Origin of the sequence: Paenibacillus sp. MSJ-34 (genome assembly GCF_018918005.1) — a bacterium.
Taxonomy (GTDB): Bacteria; Bacillota; Bacilli; order Paenibacillales; family Paenibacillaceae; genus MSJ-34.
The window spans coordinates 53,255-68,265 of record NZ_JAHLPR010000006.1; the positions used below are offsets into that span (position 1 = coordinate 53,255).

Annotated in this window: 13 protein-coding genes; 5 read left to right on the plus strand and 8 right to left on the minus strand. The window is 52.3% G+C overall.

The window, feature by feature from the left end:
- Positions 1 to 25: 25 nt before the first annotated feature.
- Together KQI79_RS04375 and KQI79_RS04380 are read right to left on the minus strand one after the other, a co-directional pair.
- On the minus strand, positions 26 to 1,402 hold the full coding sequence (locus KQI79_RS04375) for a sensor histidine kinase (RefSeq protein WP_216537008.1): 1,377 nt from the start codon (positions 1,400 to 1,402) through the stop codon (positions 26 to 28).
- Entirely contained in the window at positions 1,399 to 2,079 is a 681-nt protein-coding gene (locus KQI79_RS04380; RefSeq protein WP_216537009.1) for a response regulator transcription factor, read from the minus strand. The genes KQI79_RS04375 and KQI79_RS04380 overlap by 4 nt, the downstream gene beginning before the upstream one ends.
- Positions 2,080 to 2,253: 174 nt before the next feature.
- On the opposite strand from KQI79_RS04380, the gene KQI79_RS04385 reads away from it, so the two are divergent.
- Genes KQI79_RS04385 through KQI79_RS04395 form a run of 3 tightly spaced genes read left to right on the plus strand, consistent with a single transcriptional unit; the run spans position 2,254 to position 5,222 of the window.
- Entirely contained in the window at positions 2,254 to 3,633 is a 1,380-nt protein-coding gene (locus KQI79_RS04385; RefSeq protein WP_253297945.1) for an SPFH domain-containing protein, read from the plus strand.
- A 4-nt stretch (positions 3,634 to 3,637) separates the two neighbouring features.
- Positions 3,638 to 4,378, plus strand: a complete 741-nt coding sequence (locus KQI79_RS04390; protein ID WP_216537010.1) for a hypothetical protein — start codon at positions 3,638 to 3,640, stop codon at positions 4,376 to 4,378.
- Between the two features lie 16 nt (positions 4,379 to 4,394).
- On the plus strand, positions 4,395 to 5,222 hold the full coding sequence (locus KQI79_RS04395) for a PCI domain-containing protein (protein ID WP_216537011.1): 828 nt from the start codon (positions 4,395 to 4,397) through the stop codon (positions 5,220 to 5,222).
- Between the two features lie 593 nt (positions 5,223 to 5,815).
- Here KQI79_RS04395 and KQI79_RS04400 read toward each other — a convergent pair.
- Genes KQI79_RS04400 through KQI79_RS04410 form a run of 3 tightly spaced genes read right to left on the minus strand, consistent with a single transcriptional unit; the run spans position 5,816 to position 8,458 of the window.
- Positions 5,816 to 6,670, minus strand: coding sequence for an SDR family oxidoreductase (locus KQI79_RS04400; protein ID WP_216537012.1), 855 nt, complete (start codon positions 6,668 to 6,670; stop codon positions 5,816 to 5,818).
- Positions 6,667 to 7,755 (minus strand): mannonate dehydratase, encoded by a 1,089-nt coding sequence (gene uxuA / locus KQI79_RS04405; protein ID WP_216537013.1) that lies wholly within the window; start codon positions 7,753 to 7,755, stop codon positions 6,667 to 6,669. The genes KQI79_RS04400 and uxuA overlap by 4 nt, the downstream gene beginning before the upstream one ends.
- Before the next feature lie 25 nt (positions 7,756 to 7,780).
- Entirely contained in the window at positions 7,781 to 8,458 is a 678-nt protein-coding gene (locus KQI79_RS04410) for a GntR family transcriptional regulator (protein WP_216537014.1), read from the minus strand.
- 107 nt (positions 8,459 to 8,565) lie between these two features.
- Between KQI79_RS04410 and uxaC the strand changes: the two genes are divergently transcribed.
- Positions 8,566 to 9,978, plus strand: a complete 1,413-nt coding sequence (gene uxaC, locus KQI79_RS04415) for a glucuronate isomerase (protein WP_216537015.1) — start codon at positions 8,566 to 8,568, stop codon at positions 9,976 to 9,978.
- 510 nt (positions 9,979 to 10,488) lie between these two features.
- On the opposite strand, the gene KQI79_RS04420 is transcribed toward uxaC, so the two are convergent.
- The 3 genes from KQI79_RS04420 to KQI79_RS04430 are packed head-to-tail and all read right to left on the minus strand — an operon-like array spanning position 10,489 to position 12,858.
- Complete coding sequence (locus KQI79_RS04420; protein WP_216537016.1) at positions 10,489 to 11,895, minus strand: nucleoside recognition domain-containing protein; 1,407 nt, start codon at positions 11,893 to 11,895, stop codon at positions 10,489 to 10,491.
- A complete protein-coding gene (locus KQI79_RS04425; RefSeq protein ID WP_216537017.1) occupies positions 11,873 to 12,607 on the minus strand; it encodes a FeoB small GTPase domain-containing protein in 735 nt (244 codons plus the stop codon). The genes KQI79_RS04420 and KQI79_RS04425 overlap by 23 nt, the downstream gene beginning before the upstream one ends.
- A complete protein-coding gene (locus KQI79_RS04430) occupies positions 12,604 to 12,858 on the minus strand; it encodes a FeoA family protein (RefSeq protein ID WP_216537018.1) in 255 nt (84 codons plus the stop codon). Before KQI79_RS04430 ends, KQI79_RS04425 begins: the two co-directional genes overlap by 4 nt.
- Before the next feature lie 796 nt (positions 12,859 to 13,654).
- Here KQI79_RS04430 and KQI79_RS04435 point away from each other — a divergent pair.
- Complete coding sequence (locus KQI79_RS04435; RefSeq protein WP_367398137.1) at positions 13,655 to 14,938, plus strand: S-layer homology domain-containing protein; 1,284 nt, start codon at positions 13,655 to 13,657, stop codon at positions 14,936 to 14,938.
- Positions 14,939 to 15,011 lie beyond the last annotated feature (73 nt).

A 15,011-nucleotide genomic window follows, 5' to 3' on the forward strand; every position in this document is an offset into this window, starting at 1 on the left:
ATATGAACGGATGATGAACGGAACATTACAAATAAGGCAGCCGCACCGTGAACGTCGTGCCTTTGCCTAATTCGCTCCGCACTTCCACGCTCCCTTGATGGAGTTCGACGATTTTTTTTACAATGGACAGCCCCAATCCGCTGCCTGCGCGGGAACGGTTTCGGGCTTTATCCGCTTTATAGAACCGGTCGAATACATAGGGCAGTTCCGATTCGGGGATGCCAACTCCCGTATCGCGAATGCTCACCGCAATGTGCCGATCCACAGCCATGCCGATCGAGATGATCCCTCCCGGTTCGGAAAACTTGATACTGTTCGTCAACAAATTCAACCATACATGATACAATAGTTGCCGGTCGGCGGAGACGATGATTTCCGGCATGTCCGGCTCCACCGACAATCGCTTCTCCGTCCATTGCCATTCCGTCACGATCAACACTTGCCGAATTTGTTCGTCCAGTCGGAACCGGGTCCGCTTCACGACGTTATCTTCTTTGTCCAGCGCAGCCAAGGTTAATAGCTGTTTGCTTAGGGAAGACAATCGTTTGCTCTCTTCCTCAATAATTTGCAAGTAGCGTTCCGCTTCTACCGGAGTCGTCTCCTTATTCAGAATCGATTGGGCAAACCCTTGAATGGACGTTAGCGGAGATTGAATTTCATGCGACACATTGGCGACGAACTCCTGCCGCATTTGGTCAAGCTGTTGCAGCGACGAGGCCATATGGGTGAAATGACGGGCCAAATTGCCGATCTCGTCCTTTCGGGTTACATCCATTTCGATCCGGTAATCCCCGCCGACAATTTTATTCGTTGCTTCCGTTAACTTCTTCACGGGCTTGACAATATAACGGGTAAAAATGACGATGAAAATGAGGCTGAATAAAAAAGTAAACCCGAGGAGCAGAGCAAGCAAAATTCGCACTTCCCCGATTTGCTGTTCCAAATTCGGTCGAATAAATAAGGCGTACTTCACCCCGTTCGCCTCAAGCGGAAGACCGACGCTATTGCGGATGCTATTCTCGAAGAAGCCGGTAACCGTCAGCCAACGGACCTTTTTCTCCATTCCATGATACGTTTCTCCCGCCAGCACCCGGCGGATCTGCTCCTGCTCGAATTGCTTATGTTTGAAAGGAGCGCCGTAAAAAGCGCCTTCCATCCGTTCGTCCACGGCATAGATTTGAAATCCCATGTTTGCGACATGAGCCAAATAATTGTCTAAATCGAGATTAGGAGTTTGCTCGAACAGGGTCCGGATTTCTTTGCCGATATTCCATATTTTTTGCTCGTGATAAGATTTCATATAAGACATGTAATATACGTTCGTCAGGAGGAGGGCAAGCATACTGCTTACGATGGCGATGAGAACGAAGGTGACGACGATGCGGAAATAGAGCGTCCTCATCTGACGGGAACCTCAAGCTTATATCCCAGGCCGCGTACAGTGCTGATCACAAAGTCGCCGGTTCGGTCGTGGAACCGTTCCCGCAAACGTTTAATATGCACGTCGATCGTACGGCTGTCCCCTTCATAATCCGCGCCCCATATCAATTGCAGCAGCTGCTCCCGCGTAAAGATCCGTCCTGGATGGCTCGCTATTTGCGACAGCAGCTCAAATTCTTTTAACGGTATCATCATCGTATCGTCCCCGATTCGAATTTCATAGCTTTTGCGGTCGATCAGAACGCCGTTCAGCCGGATCGTTTCCGAAGAGACTATATTATACCTCCGCAGCAGCGCTTTGATGCGGAACAGCAATTCTTTCGGCTCGAACGGCTTGACGATGTAATCGTCCGTTCCCGAGAGAAACCCTTTTTCTTTATCGTCCAACTCGCCTTTGGCGGTGAGAAGGATAACGGGAATATCGTAATGCTTGCGAATCATGCCGCAAAGCTCCAAACCGTCCTTCCCGGGCATCATGACGTCGACCACGGCCAGATGGACCTGCTCGTTCTCAAGCAAGCGCATCGCTTGTTCCCCGTCTTCGGCTTCGACTGTCCAATAGCCTTCTTTGTTCAAAATAAACCGCAGCAGTTCGCGAATATGAGGATCGTCATCCGCCACTAGAATATGAATTCTCATTGTGCACCTACTCCTATTTTTATGATCTATCATTCGACATCTCGATGAAGATTATACCAGAGGACCGTACGGCAAATGCAAATCGGACGGAAGGCTGCGGCCGGATGTTCGATCGTCTCGAAAGCTATCATTTATTCATGATTTTTACCGAAAATAGCAACTTATCATTCCACATTGCGTAGGAAACTAGTAAAATATACATATGACTTCAGGTCGGGGAATATTGCCAGAGGAGGATGTGCAGCGGCTATTATCGATGTCGTTAAATACGACGGTCCTGCCAATGTTTTCGCTTGGAAGCATCCGAATAGCGAATTAAGCACATGGACGCAATTAATCGTCAATGAAACGCAAGAAGCGGTCCTGTTCAAGGGCGGGGAGGCCCTGGATCTGTTCGGCGCGGGGAGGCATACGTTAAGTACGCCCAATATACCGTTGCTGCAATCGTTGATCAATATACCTTTCGGCGGCCGGTCGCCTTTCGCCGCGGAAATATGGTTCGTTAATAAATTGAACACGCTCGATATTAAATGGGGAACGGCTTCGCCGCTGCAGCTTCAAGATCCGAAATATAACGTCATTTTGCCGGTGCGATCCTTCGGACAGTTCGGTCTCCAGATCGAAGATGCGCGCAAATTTTTGCTGAAATTGATCGGCACGCTTCCTATATTCGACAAGGAGGCGATGACGAAATATTTTCGCGGCGTGCTGATGATGAATATTCGCGAACTAATCACTTCTTATATCGTACATAAAAGAATCAGCATTTTGGAAATGAACGCTTTCATCGGGGAAATTGCCAGCCACGTGATGGAACGGAGCGCTTCTGTTTTTGCGGAATACGGCGTCCGTTTGCTCGATTTCTACGTCGAATCGATCAATGTACCGGATGACGACCCGGCTACCGCGCGTTTGAAGGAAGCGCTGGCGAAAAAAGCCGAAATGGATATTATGGGTTATACCTATCAACAGGAACGCACCTTCGATACGTTGGAAGGCGCCGCGCGCAACGACGGTATGGGGGGAGGCGTCATGAATGCCGGCATGGGACTCGGCATGGGGTTCGGACTGGGCGGCAATTTGGGCCAAGTCATGTCGATGTTAACGAATCAATTCCAGGTACCGTCCGGTAAGAGCTGCCCCAGTTGTCATGCGATGAACGAAGGGGAGGCCCAATTTTGCGCGAGTTGCGGCTACCGTTACGCGCCGCCTGCCGCGGCGCAGACATCCGCTCCGCAAACGGTGACATGCAGCCATTGCGGCAATTCGATGCCTGCGAGGGCCAAATTCTGCCCGCATTGCGGAGATTTATATTCCGCATGTCCCAAATGCGGCGCCGATAATCCGGAGAACGCCGCGCGTTGCGGCCAATGCGGCACATCGCTCGGCCCGCAAATCAACTGCCATAGTTGCGGCGAACCGCTGAGCGGCGAAGCCAAATTTTGCATGAATTGCGGAACGAGCACATCGCTTACATGCAGCCGATGCCAACACGACATCAAGCCGAATCAAAAATTTTGTTTGGAATGCGGCAATGATTTGAGTAGGGGGTAGCGGCATGAACAAAGATCGGAGTTATTTAGCCATTTGGAATACGGTTTATATTCTGGCCGCAGCATTGACCGTTGCGATCGTTCTATGGATCGGGCTGCCGTTTGGGCGCATTTACAATTTAATGATCTCAATAGGCGCGCTGATTGTGGCGGAGTCGGCGATCTACGGCGTCATTCTCTATTCCTTGCTTCATTCCCGGCGTTTTCAGAAACAGGTTCCGGGATTTCTTGCTTACGGCACGGTGGCCGTCTTGTATTTTCTTGCCGCTTTCGTGATCGTCTTGTTATTTTCGCCTTTTCATTCGGTCTTTTCGTATTTCATCATTCATGCCATCGCTTTTATGGCGGCAGCCATTTTGTTCGGCGTTGTGGCCGTATGCGTCAAATATATTGAACGCCAAGAGCAGGACACCAAGGTGCAAACCCAGCTTATCAAGGAGATGCAGCTGACGATTTCGGCCGCGAAGCGGAATCTGGAGATGTGCGATGTGAAGCAGAGCGATTTGCTCCGCAAGCTCGTTCATCAATTGGAGGAGAAGGTGAAATACAGCGATCCGGTAACTCATGCTTCCTTGTTCGAGACGGATCAGCTTCTGCTTGAACAGATGCGCGAACTGGAGGATCGTTTCCGTTTGCTCAACGAGGTGGAGGAACCGTATGAAGAAACGGCCAAGCTCGGACGGTCGATCGAACATATCGAGCATTTGCTGGAGCAGCGCAACCGGCGGCTTATTCAATTAAAGTAAAAAGTGGGGGAGTTATGTGATTCTTTACCGGGTCATTGTCGGTATTTTATGCGTAGTCGGTTTTATTGCTTTTTTTCCAATCGGACTGGCCTTGCTGCCTCTTTTGTTCTTTCCGGTTCGCAAAGGAAAGCGGATGGACGAATTGAAAATTGTCGGGAGCGTCTTCCTTGTCCTCTATATCGTAGGATGCATATTCTTCAAGGCGAGCGAACCGGAAGAGGATATTGTCACCATCGGGATCGGTTTAGCTTTTATTCTTTGGATTCCCGGGCTCATTTTCTTTATTGTCGGCAACGCAAGAGAGAAGAGGAAGCTGGAGAAGCAACATATTTGGTACCATCAAGCGATTACGATGCATGGCGTGCGCTCCGTCCCCGCGCTGGCCCAAATGGCCGGCTTGAGCGTACAACAGGTTGCGGACGACTTGAAGGAAATGATTCGGACGCAAAAATTGTTTGGAGCGACGATCGATGAAACGGCGGGCACGATTCATCTGTTCAACGATCAAAGACCAAACGTTGCTGGAGGAAACGATATGGGGCGAAACAATGCTGCAATGAACAATGTTGCAACGAACAATGCGGGAGCAAACGTTTGGGGAGGGACCGGTTTTGTGAGGCGAACGGAGACGGTGACGCAGACACAGACACAGACGCAGTCACAGACGCAGACACAGACGACGACATATTATTCCTCGAATGGCGTCGGACCGGCCCCTGGCGTTGGCAAGGAATCGGCCCCGCGCACTCCCGTGAACGTCAATTGCAAAGGATGCGGCGCGAGCGCCCAAGTATATCCCGGCGAGAATAAACAATGCGAATATTGCGGCTCATTGGTGCAGTAATATGCGTTACAGAAAGCTGCGGTCGTTGCGATCGCGGTTTTTTTGCTGTTCGCGTCCGATCGAAATTCGCTTAGGGCTGCAATGTTCGCGGTCCCGGGAAGGTCTTATTTTCCTCTCGCTTGTGTTACAATGGAAAAAATTGTTTTTCGGGGGGCTGGTTATGGGATTGTTCGTGACAGGCGTCGTTTTGCTTGTTGCCTGGATATGTGCATCGCGTGTCGTTGTTCTAACGGGAACGGGCGAGTGTAATAAAAAGCCGGAAGGAAGGGCTGCAATGCCTTTCTTTCCGGCTTTTTTAGGGGGTTGCCGCCCGAAGTGCCATCATTAGCGGTAAAACCCGGAGCTATTTTTCTCATATCAAGTAAAAAATGTAAGTTAGCGGTATTTTGCGGAGTTAAGCTTGAGCGGACTTGACGAATTCATTGATCTGCAAAAGATTAACGCCAACTTTTACCGTTAATGTTCATATAGAGTGCGGGAGCGATAAATTAACTCCACATTTTGGAGCTATTCGCGACGGAACAGTGACGCGCACTTCCCGTTCGCGCGCAGATCGCTCGCAGTTACATAAAAGTAACGCGACGGCCGCAACGCTAGACGCCCGAGTATGCCATAAAGCCCCCGTCGACGGGGACGGTAATGCCGGTGACGAAGCCGGACATGGACTCGTCCGCCAGCCATAGCAGCGTGCCGAGCAAATCTTCCGGCTTGCCGAAGCGGCGCATCGGCGTATGGGCGATAATTTTCCGGGAGCGGTCGGTGAGCGATCCGTCCTCGTTCGTCAGCAGCTTCTTGTTCTGCTGGGTCAAGAAGAAGCCGGGCGCGATCGCGTTCACGCGGATGCCGCTTTCGGCCAGATGGACGGCAAGCCACTGCGTAAAGTTGTTGATGGCCGCCTTCGCTGCGCTGTAAGCGGGAACTTTGGTCATCGGCGAAGGGGCGCTCATCGACGAAATGTTGATGACGGTCGCTCCTTGTTTATGCAGCATTTGTTTGGCAAAGATTTGCGTCGGGATCAAGCTGCCGACCAAATTCAAATCCAGCACATTGCGGAAACCGTCTACGCTGATATCGAAAAATGTGGTGACTTCCGGATTGTCCAAGTCCTCCAATGCAAAAATTTCGTTCGTCGTATTCGCGCTCGGATGATTGCCGCCGGCGCCGTTGATCAATATATCGCATGAACCGAGCCGGTTCAGCACCGTTTCGGCCGCTTGCCGGACGCTGCTCGGGTCCGTGACGTCGCAGGCGACGGCGATCGCTTCCCCTCCGTCCGCTTCGATTTCTTCCACGACCGCACGGCCCTTGGTTTCCGTACGGTTTAGAATTGCGACGCGGGCGCCTTGCCGCGCCAACTCCAACGCCATCGCCCGGCATAATACGCCGGCACCGCCCGTAACGACGGCGACTTTGCCCGCAAGCGAACGATGTTTGGCTAGTTCCGTCATACCGGCGCCACCTCCGTCATGCCGGCTTTCTTTTTCCGGTACGCATCCCATAAGCCCCATAAATACATGATGCCGAGCGCCCTGTCATACAGCCCGTAGCCGGGTCTGCATTGTTCGCCCCAAATATGTCTGCCGTGATCGGGACGGGCGAACCCATCAAAGCCCAAGTCGTGATATGCCTGCACGACGCCCGCAATATCGACGGTTCCGTCCTCGGTCCGGTGCGAAGTTTCGATGAAATCGCCGTTCTCATATACGCGTACGTTGCGGATATGCGTAAACGGAATGCGGTCCGCAAATTCGCGGATCATCGCGATAATATCGTTATTAGGATTAGCGCCGAGCGATCCGGTGCATAACGTAATGCAGTTATAAGGGCTTTCATGCATTTGCAGGTACCGGCGTATATTGTCTTGGCCCGTAATAATGCGCGGCAAACCGAAGATCGGCCATGGCGGATCGTCCGGATGAATGGCCATTTTAATGTCGTGTTTGGCGGCCACGGGAATAATTTCGTCGAGGAAGTATTGAGCGTTCGCCCATAGATGCTCCTCGGTGACGCCCCGGTACGCCTCGAACAATTCCGTCAAATATTGAAGCCGCTCCGGCTCCCAACCCGGCATCGTCAGGCTGGAATTTTCGTTAATTTGCTTCACAAGTTCGAACGGGTCGATGTTGTCGATTCGGCTTTTCTCATAGAAAAGCGCCGTTGAACCGTCGCTCGTTTCCTTATGCAGATCGGTGCGAAGCCAATCGAATATCGGCATGAAATTGTAGCAGATCACTTTGACGCCGGCTTGGGCCAGCTTCTCGATCGTTTTTTTATAGTTTTCGATATACTTGTCCCGGGATGGAAGCCCAAGCTTGATATCTTCGTGGATATTAACGCTTTCCACAACTTTAATATGCAGGCCGGCCCGGTCCGCCGCCGTTTTGACCGCCATAATTTTGTCCATCGGCCATTCTTCTCCGGCAGGGACGTCATGCAAAGCCCATACAATGCCTTCCGTGCCCGGTATTTGTGTAATCTGATCGAGCGTAACCGTATCGTTCCCTTCGCCGAACCATCGAAATACCATCTTCATGAATGACACACCTCCGCTTTTGCGCTTACTTGAAATAAGTAGGGAATTTCTGCTTTAACAACGCCTGATCTTGGATCGTCAAACTCATATGTTCCTTCATTAGCCGCTCCGCCCGTTCCGCATCGCGTTCCCGAATCGCTTCCGCCATATGAAGATGCTGCAAATACAAGTGATCCCAGTGATGATCGGCAGCGAGCCTCAACATGCGGCTCCGGTTCAGATGCGCATTAATATGCTGCATGGCCGCCCATGTATTGCTTTTCCGGCATCCCTCGAATAGCGTCCGGTGAAAGGCTTCGTCCAGTTCGAACATTTTGCGGTAATCCTGTTGAACGATGCATGCGTTCTGCTCGGCGAGGTTCGTATCGAGTTCCGCAAGCCTGTCGTCGGGGAAGCTCTCGCAAGCAAGCCGGATGACCGCTTTCTCCAACTGTTCGCGCATAAATCTTGCTTCCTCGACCAGTTCCGGATCGATCAGCGATACGAAGGTGCCGCGTTGAGGGTAAACTTCAAGCAGCCCTTCCTGGGCCAGACGAACGAAGCTTTCCCGTACCGGCGTCCGGCTGACACCGAATTTGAGCGATATTTCTTTTTCCGAGATCGCAGTGCCGGGGGCTAACTCGCAGAGCAAAATTTGCTCTCTCAAGGTTAAGTAAACGGCGTCCCGGGTCGAGACCGGCTGCGGCTTCACCGAAAAGTTCATTTGTTCACCTCCGCGGCAGCAATTTGATACTTCCATACTACCATACAAGTGTGGTAGCATGGAAGTATCAAATTGCAAAATGATTCTAATCGTTAGGAGGGAAGGCAATGGCCCCATTGATTCATGACGATTGGCTGCTTCAGAACGGCAGCGCACGAATTTTGTTCCATGACTATGCGAATCGTATGCCGATTTACGATTTCCACAGCCATTTGAACCCTGCGGAGATCGCCGGGAATAAGCAATTTCGCAATATGACGGATATTTGGCTTTCCGGAGATCATTACAAATGGCGGGCGATGCGTTGGCTCGGCGTGGAGGAACACCTCATTACAGGCGAAGCGTCGGATAGGGACAAGTTTCTCGCATGGGCGCGCTGCGTTCCGCAAACGGTTGGGAATCCGCTTTATCATTGGACGCATTTGGAATTGACAAGGTACTTCGGCGTGACGGAACTGCTGACGGCCGATAATGCGGAAACCGTCTGGGAGCGATGCAATGAGCGGTTACAGGACGATTCTATGCGGACTTGCGGCATTCTGAAACGGTTCGACGTCAAAGTCGTGTGCACGACGGACGATCCGGCCGATTCGTTGGACGACCACCGCGCCATTCGGGCAACCGATGCGATCGAAACGGTCGTCGCACCGACGTTCAGGCCGGACCGGCTGCTGGATATCCGCAACGGCCAATTCGCGGATAGCGTCCGCAAGTTAAGCGAAGCGGCGGGGGCGCCGATCTTGAATTACGAGCAATTTATCGCTGCATTGGGCGCGCGCATTCGTTATTTCCACGAACAAGGCTGCCGTTTGTCGGATCATGGCTTCGGCGAATTTCCGTTTGTTATGGGCGATGAAGGGAAAGCGGCCGTCATCTTCGGCCGCGCGCTGCAAGGGGAGGACATTACCGTCGAGGAAGCGGGCGTATTCCAAACGAGGACGCTTCTGGAGCTTGGGCGGTTGTATCATGCGCAAGGCTGGACGATGCAGCTTCATATCGGGGCGATCCGGAACAATAATGCGAGAATGTTCGCGCAAACAGGCAAAGACAGCGGCTTCGACTCCATACTCGATTTTCATATGGCTCGCACTTTGAACGGCTTCTTGAACGAGTTGGACCGCAGCGGAAACTTGCCGAAAACGATCGTTTACACGTTGGATCCGAACCAATATGAGATGATTGCTTCCGCGATCGGCAATTTCCAAGCGGCCGGCATCCAAGGGAAGATTCAACTCGGTTCGGGCTGGTGGTTCCACGATCAGAAGGAAGGAATGCTCCGGCAGATGAAGGCGCTGGCAAGTATCGGGCTGATCGGCACATTTGTCGGCATGCTGACGGACTCGCGCAGCTTCTTGTCGTTTACGAGGCATGAATATTTCCGCAGGCTGTTGTGCAATCTGTTCGGCACATGGATCGAAGAGGGCGAACTGCCGCGCGATTATCCGTTTATCGGCAGCATTGTTGAGAATATTTGCTATCATAATGCGAATCGTTACTTTGGCATCGGATCGTCCGAATGACAGATGAAATAAGAAGGCAGGCTCGATTGCGGAGCCTGTCTTTTTTATATGTCAAAACGCAGCATGTATAAAATACAACATTCCAGCCTGCCAACGTTGTTTTATTCGCCTTATGTTGTACAAAGTACATCATTTTCAGCAAAAACGGGCCGTTTCAGGCGAAATTCCTGTATGTTGTTGCACGAAATACAACATGACAGCCCATCATCGGCTCATACCTTCCATGATGTTGTATAACGTACAACATGAACCTACGGTAAGCAACGTCTTTTGCGGCTAACGGATCCATGGGACGCTATCTGAGCAACATTGAGACGTTTCAAAATGTAACGGAAATGAGAAACCTTATTTACGGTGCTTCGTCCAATTTTCGCTAGAAAAGCAACGAATAAGTGCGCTGAGATCCGTTAGAATTCGCAAGCACCGCTTTTTTCCACTTTAAGGTCTTCCAGTTCCGTTACCCATTTTGCCGGCACGATCACACCGCGGCACGCGGCGGCTCTACAGTCGCTACACCCAGCCTAGCGCTCTAACCGTTTGGGCGACAACGAAAGTGACGGCGATCGCGATCGACAGCGGGATGACCGCGGAAAGCACGGTCCACTTCGCGCTTTTCGTCTCTTTATAAATATTAAAGAGCGTCGTTCCGCAAGGATAGTGGAGCAAGGAGAAGAGCATCATGTTTAGCGCCGTCAGCCAAGTCCAGCCATGCTGCAGGAAGATGCCTTTAATATTGTCGAGCCCGTCGGCATCGACCATCGCGCCCGAAGACAAATATCCCATCAACAAAATCGGCAGCACGATTTCATTCGCCGGCAGACCGAGTATGAAGGCCATCAAAATAAATCCGTCAAGACCGATCGCATGGGCGAACGGATCGAAAAACGCGGCCATATGGTTCAGCACGCTGTCTCCGCCCACATATATATTTCCTAATATCCAGGTAATAATCCCGGCCGGCGCGGCTACGATCACCGCACGCGTCAGCACGTTTAACGATTTGTCCCGGGAAGAGAGAAGAATCGTTTTCCATATTTGCGGACGGCGGTACGGAGGCAGTTCCAGCGTGTAATGGGTCGGCACGCCGCGCAATGCCGTTTTGGACAATACCCAGGATACGGTCAACGTGACGACGATGCCAAACAGCACCATCCCCATCACGACGAGGGCGGTTGCGAAAGTCTGCAATCCGCTGGCGACGCCGGCCGCCATAAATAGCGACGACAGCAAAATGAGCGTAGGCCAGCGCCCGTTGCAGGGCACGAAGTTGTTCGTCAGAATGGCCAGCATGCGTTCGCGTGGCGATTCGATAATGCGCGTCGACAAAATCGCAGCGGCGTTGCAGCCGAATCCCATGGACATCGTGAGCGCCTGTTTGCCGTGGCCGCCCGATTTTTTGAACAAACGATCCATATTGAACGCGACGCGCGGCAAATACCCGAAATTCTCCAGCAGGGCGAAAATCGGAAAAAAGATGGCCATCGGCGGCAGCATCACGCTAACGACCCATGAGGTTCCGCGGAAGAAGCCGAGGACAAGAACGCCATGCAGCCATTCCGGCGCGTTCAGTGCTTGGAAACCGGCGGTCAGATACCCTTCGACAATTCCGAACAGGCTGGCGATCCAACTGGAAGGATAATTCGCCCCTGCAATCGTAATCCAGAACACGATCCCTAATATTGCAAGCATAATCGGGAAGCCCCAAATTTTGGACGTGACGATTTTGTCCAAGCTGTACGTGGCGGCCAATTTGCGTTTATCTTCGTAACGGACGGCTTCTTTGCATATATCGTGCGTCGTCCGGTAAATATCGCTGACGATGCCGTCCCGAATCGCATCCCCGTCCGCGGCGTTTCGCGCCAGGCCGAGCAGCGCATCGAGCGGGTCGGGCGAATTAGTGGCAAGCGGTGCGCCCATAGCCGACAACCTCCTCCGCGACGCGTTTCTCATGCGTTCCGTTTATTCTCGCCTTGATCGAGTCCAGCAAGCTTTCGTCGCCGTCCAGCAGACGAAGCGCGATCCATCTCGTCGGAAACCGGGTGCCGAGCTGTTCGCGAACGATCGGCTCGAGCTCGGCCAGCTTGCGCTCGATAGCGTCGTTATATTGAATTTGCAGCGGCGACGGAACGATCGCGCCCGATGCGACTTGTTCCATCCGGTCGAGCAGATCGTCGATCCCGATTTTGTTGCGTGCGGAAATAGCGACGACAGGCACGCCGAGCCGCTTGCCGATTTGCGCAATATCGATTCGAATTCCGAGCCGCTTCGCTTCGTCGATCAGATTGATGCAAACGACGACGCGGTTCGTCATTTCCATCACCTGCAGCGCTAAGTTCAGGTTTCGTTCCAAGGAAGTGGCATCCAGCACGACTACGGTTACGTCCGGCTGTTCGAAAATGATATAATCCCGCGCCACCTCCTCGTCGGCGGAGTTGGAGTAAAGAGAATAAGTGCCGGGAAGATCGATCATGCGGAAAGTCGATTCGCCGCGGACGAATTCCCCTTCCGCCATGTCGACCGTTTTGCCCGCCCAGTTTCCGGTATGTTGGCGAAGTCCCGTCAACGTGTTGAACAACGTGCTTTTTCCGGTATTCGGATTGCCCGCCAATGCGACGGTGTATCGATTCATGGATGCTCGCCTCCTATCGTTTCCCCATATATTAGAGAGCTTTCTTCCTTGCGCAATGCGATCGTCGTATTATTCACCCGAAATGCGATCGGATCGCCAAGCGGACTTTTCTGCAGCACGGTGACGACATTGCCCGGGACGAATCCCAGATCGAGCAGCCGTCTGCGCAGCACGCCCTGGACATCGATGCGGTTCAATCGCAGTTCGGTTCCAATTTTCGCTTCGGATAACGGAATTGCGGATAAAGACATCAAGCTCATCCTCCTGTTTTCCCTAAAGACAAAATGTTTACTTAAGGCAAGTTTTAAGCAACAATAGATCATTGCTTCCTATAACTTAGTATAGGTCAATAGTGTTTCCTTTGCAACAAAAATTTTCCCTAAAGCAACATTGGCGTTCGGTTTCAAGCTTCTCCTGCCGCATTGTAGTTCCATTATACGAAGGGATGGCGTCGGATGATGATTGGCTAAATAAAAATATTCGATAAGCGGTGGGTTTCATATGTCCCGATCATGCGGCGAAACGGTTCTAAAAAAGTTTGAGCCTAAATGCCTCTTTTTTCCGCGCCGTCACCAAATATGACCGACAGGGCGTTTATGAAAATGAAAGATGAAGAAACGGAGCCGCTCACTTGAGCGGTTTTTTTCATAGAAAAAAATTAAACTTTTCGCGCAAAAAAACGAACTTTCTCCCCGCTTGTTGCCGCCCGCCGCAAAATGATCTAAATATAATGAATGTTTTCCGTAAACGATTCTATTCAAGTTCCCGTGAAAGCGCTATATACTCGGGTTACGCCACGGCAATGCTGCGGGGTTGCAACGATCGTTCGGCGAATTGCGGAAGAAAAGGGGAGGATGACCGTCATTATCGAATGGCTATGCGGGGTACGAAGCGAGGACGGAGACAAAGAAGAGAAGGCAACAAAGGATAGGAAAAATTGGAAGCGCTGTCAAGGTATTTCCGCAACAATGCGGATGATGCCGAGGAGAGCGGAAATAAAGGAGGGTATAAGCGGAAGATGAGAAGAAAAAGCTTGTTGTCGTTCGTATAACGCAGTCCGAATACGATCGGCTATGCGCGCAAGTCCCTGGGGTCGAGGAGCCTCATCCGGGCGTTCGAGTCGAGAGCGTAACGTTGGACCGGGAAGAAGCGGAGCTTGCGATAGGGAAGGAATTGCAGCTAACGGCGACGATTTCGCCGAGCAATGCGGACGATCCGTCCGTCGTATGGTCGAGCAGCGACGAAACGGTAGCGGCTGTGGACGCGGCGGGCAAAGTTACGGCGCTGAAGGAAGGCATCTCCTATGTCAGTGTGACCACGGTGGACGGCGGCTTCACGGCGATCGGCAAAATCGTCGTCAAGCAAGACGCAACGCCGGAGATCATTCCGGTCACGGGCGTCGCGTTGAATCAAACGAAAGCGTCCTTGCGGGAAGGAGCGCAGTTGCAGTTGACGGCAACGGTCTTGCCTCAAGACGCAACCGACAAAACCGTGACATGGGCGAGCAGCGATGAAAAAGCGGTGACGGTGGACGCAACCGGGAAAATAACGGCATTGCGCGCGGGAACCGCCACAATTACGGTGACGACGGCTGACGGCGGTTATCAAGCCGAATGCGTAGTGACGGTAGAGAAACGTTCGTCCGGCGGAGGAGACGGCGGATCCGGCTCCGGCGGCGGAGGCGGTACGACAGGCAGCCAGCCGGATTCGGCAGAGGATAAGGCGGAGGAGCAGGAGCCTGAGCAAGAGTCCGGACAAACGCCGGAGCCGGGCAGCGAACCGGAAACGCCGCCAGTGAGAACCGAATTTGCCGACACGAAAGGGCATTGGGCGGCCGGCTATATTGCCAAACTGGCAAGCAACCGCATCATGGAAGGCTACCCTGACGGCACGTTCGGACCGAACCGCCCGATGAGCAGAGCGGAACTGATTGCAGTCATTTGCAGATTGCTCGGGTTGGAAGCTGTGCAAGGAGAATTCGCATTTACGGATACCCGTCCGGACGCATGGTATGCCGGATTTGCCAATGCGGCGCATGAAGCGGGAATTGTGCAAGGGTATGCGGACGGAACGCTGCAGCCGAACCGCAATGTGACGCGGGAAGAAGCGTTCGCGATGTTGTATAGAGCGCTGAACAAGCGATTGGAAGTTTCGAACCGCGAAACCGTTCGCTTTGCCGATCACGAAGACATTTCCGCTTGGGCGGAGGAAGCGGTTCAGGCGCTGATTCAAGCGCAAGCCGTCAAAGGTTATCCTGACGGCACGCTGCAACCGAAAGGGCATATTACCCGTGCCGAAGCGGCGGCGGTACTGATATATTTTTTGCCATAACGTAACTTCAAGAAGATGGGCTGCCCGTAAATCATCGAAGATGATCTCCGGGCAGCCCCTTCTCCGTTCAAAG

Bases quoted from the DNA above. Each gene is read 5' to 3' on its own strand.
- KQI79_RS04375 (WP_216537008.1), bottom strand. From the start codon at position 1,402: ATGAGGACGCTCTATTTCCGCATCGTCGTCACCTTCGTTCTCATCGCC.
- KQI79_RS04380 (WP_216537009.1), bottom strand. From the start codon at position 2,079: ATGAGAATTCATATTCTAGTGGCGGATGACGATCCTCATATTCGCGAA.
- KQI79_RS04390 (WP_216537010.1), top strand. From the start codon at position 3,638: ATGAACAAAGATCGGAGTTATTTAGCCATTTGGAATACGGTTTATATT.
- KQI79_RS04400 (WP_216537012.1), bottom strand. From the start codon at position 6,670: ATGACGGAACTAGCCAAACATCGTTCGCTTGCGGGCAAAGTCGCCGTC.
- uxuA (WP_216537013.1), bottom strand. From the start codon at position 7,755: ATGAAGATGGTATTTCGATGGTTCGGCGAAGGGAACGATACGGTTACG.
- KQI79_RS04410 (WP_216537014.1), bottom strand. From the start codon at position 8,458: ATGAACTTTTCGGTGAAGCCGCAGCCGGTCTCGACCCGGGACGCCGTT.
- uxaC (WP_216537015.1), top strand. From the start codon at position 8,566: ATGGCCCCATTGATTCATGACGATTGGCTGCTTCAGAACGGCAGCGCA.
- KQI79_RS04420 (WP_216537016.1), bottom strand. From the start codon at position 11,895: ATGGGCGCACCGCTTGCCACTAATTCGCCCGACCCGCTCGATGCGCTG.
- KQI79_RS04425 (WP_216537017.1), bottom strand. From the start codon at position 12,607: ATGAATCGATACACCGTCGCATTGGCGGGCAATCCGAATACCGGAAAA.
- KQI79_RS04430 (WP_216537018.1), bottom strand. From the start codon at position 12,858: ATGTCTTTATCCGCAATTCCGTTATCCGAAGCGAAAATTGGAACCGAA.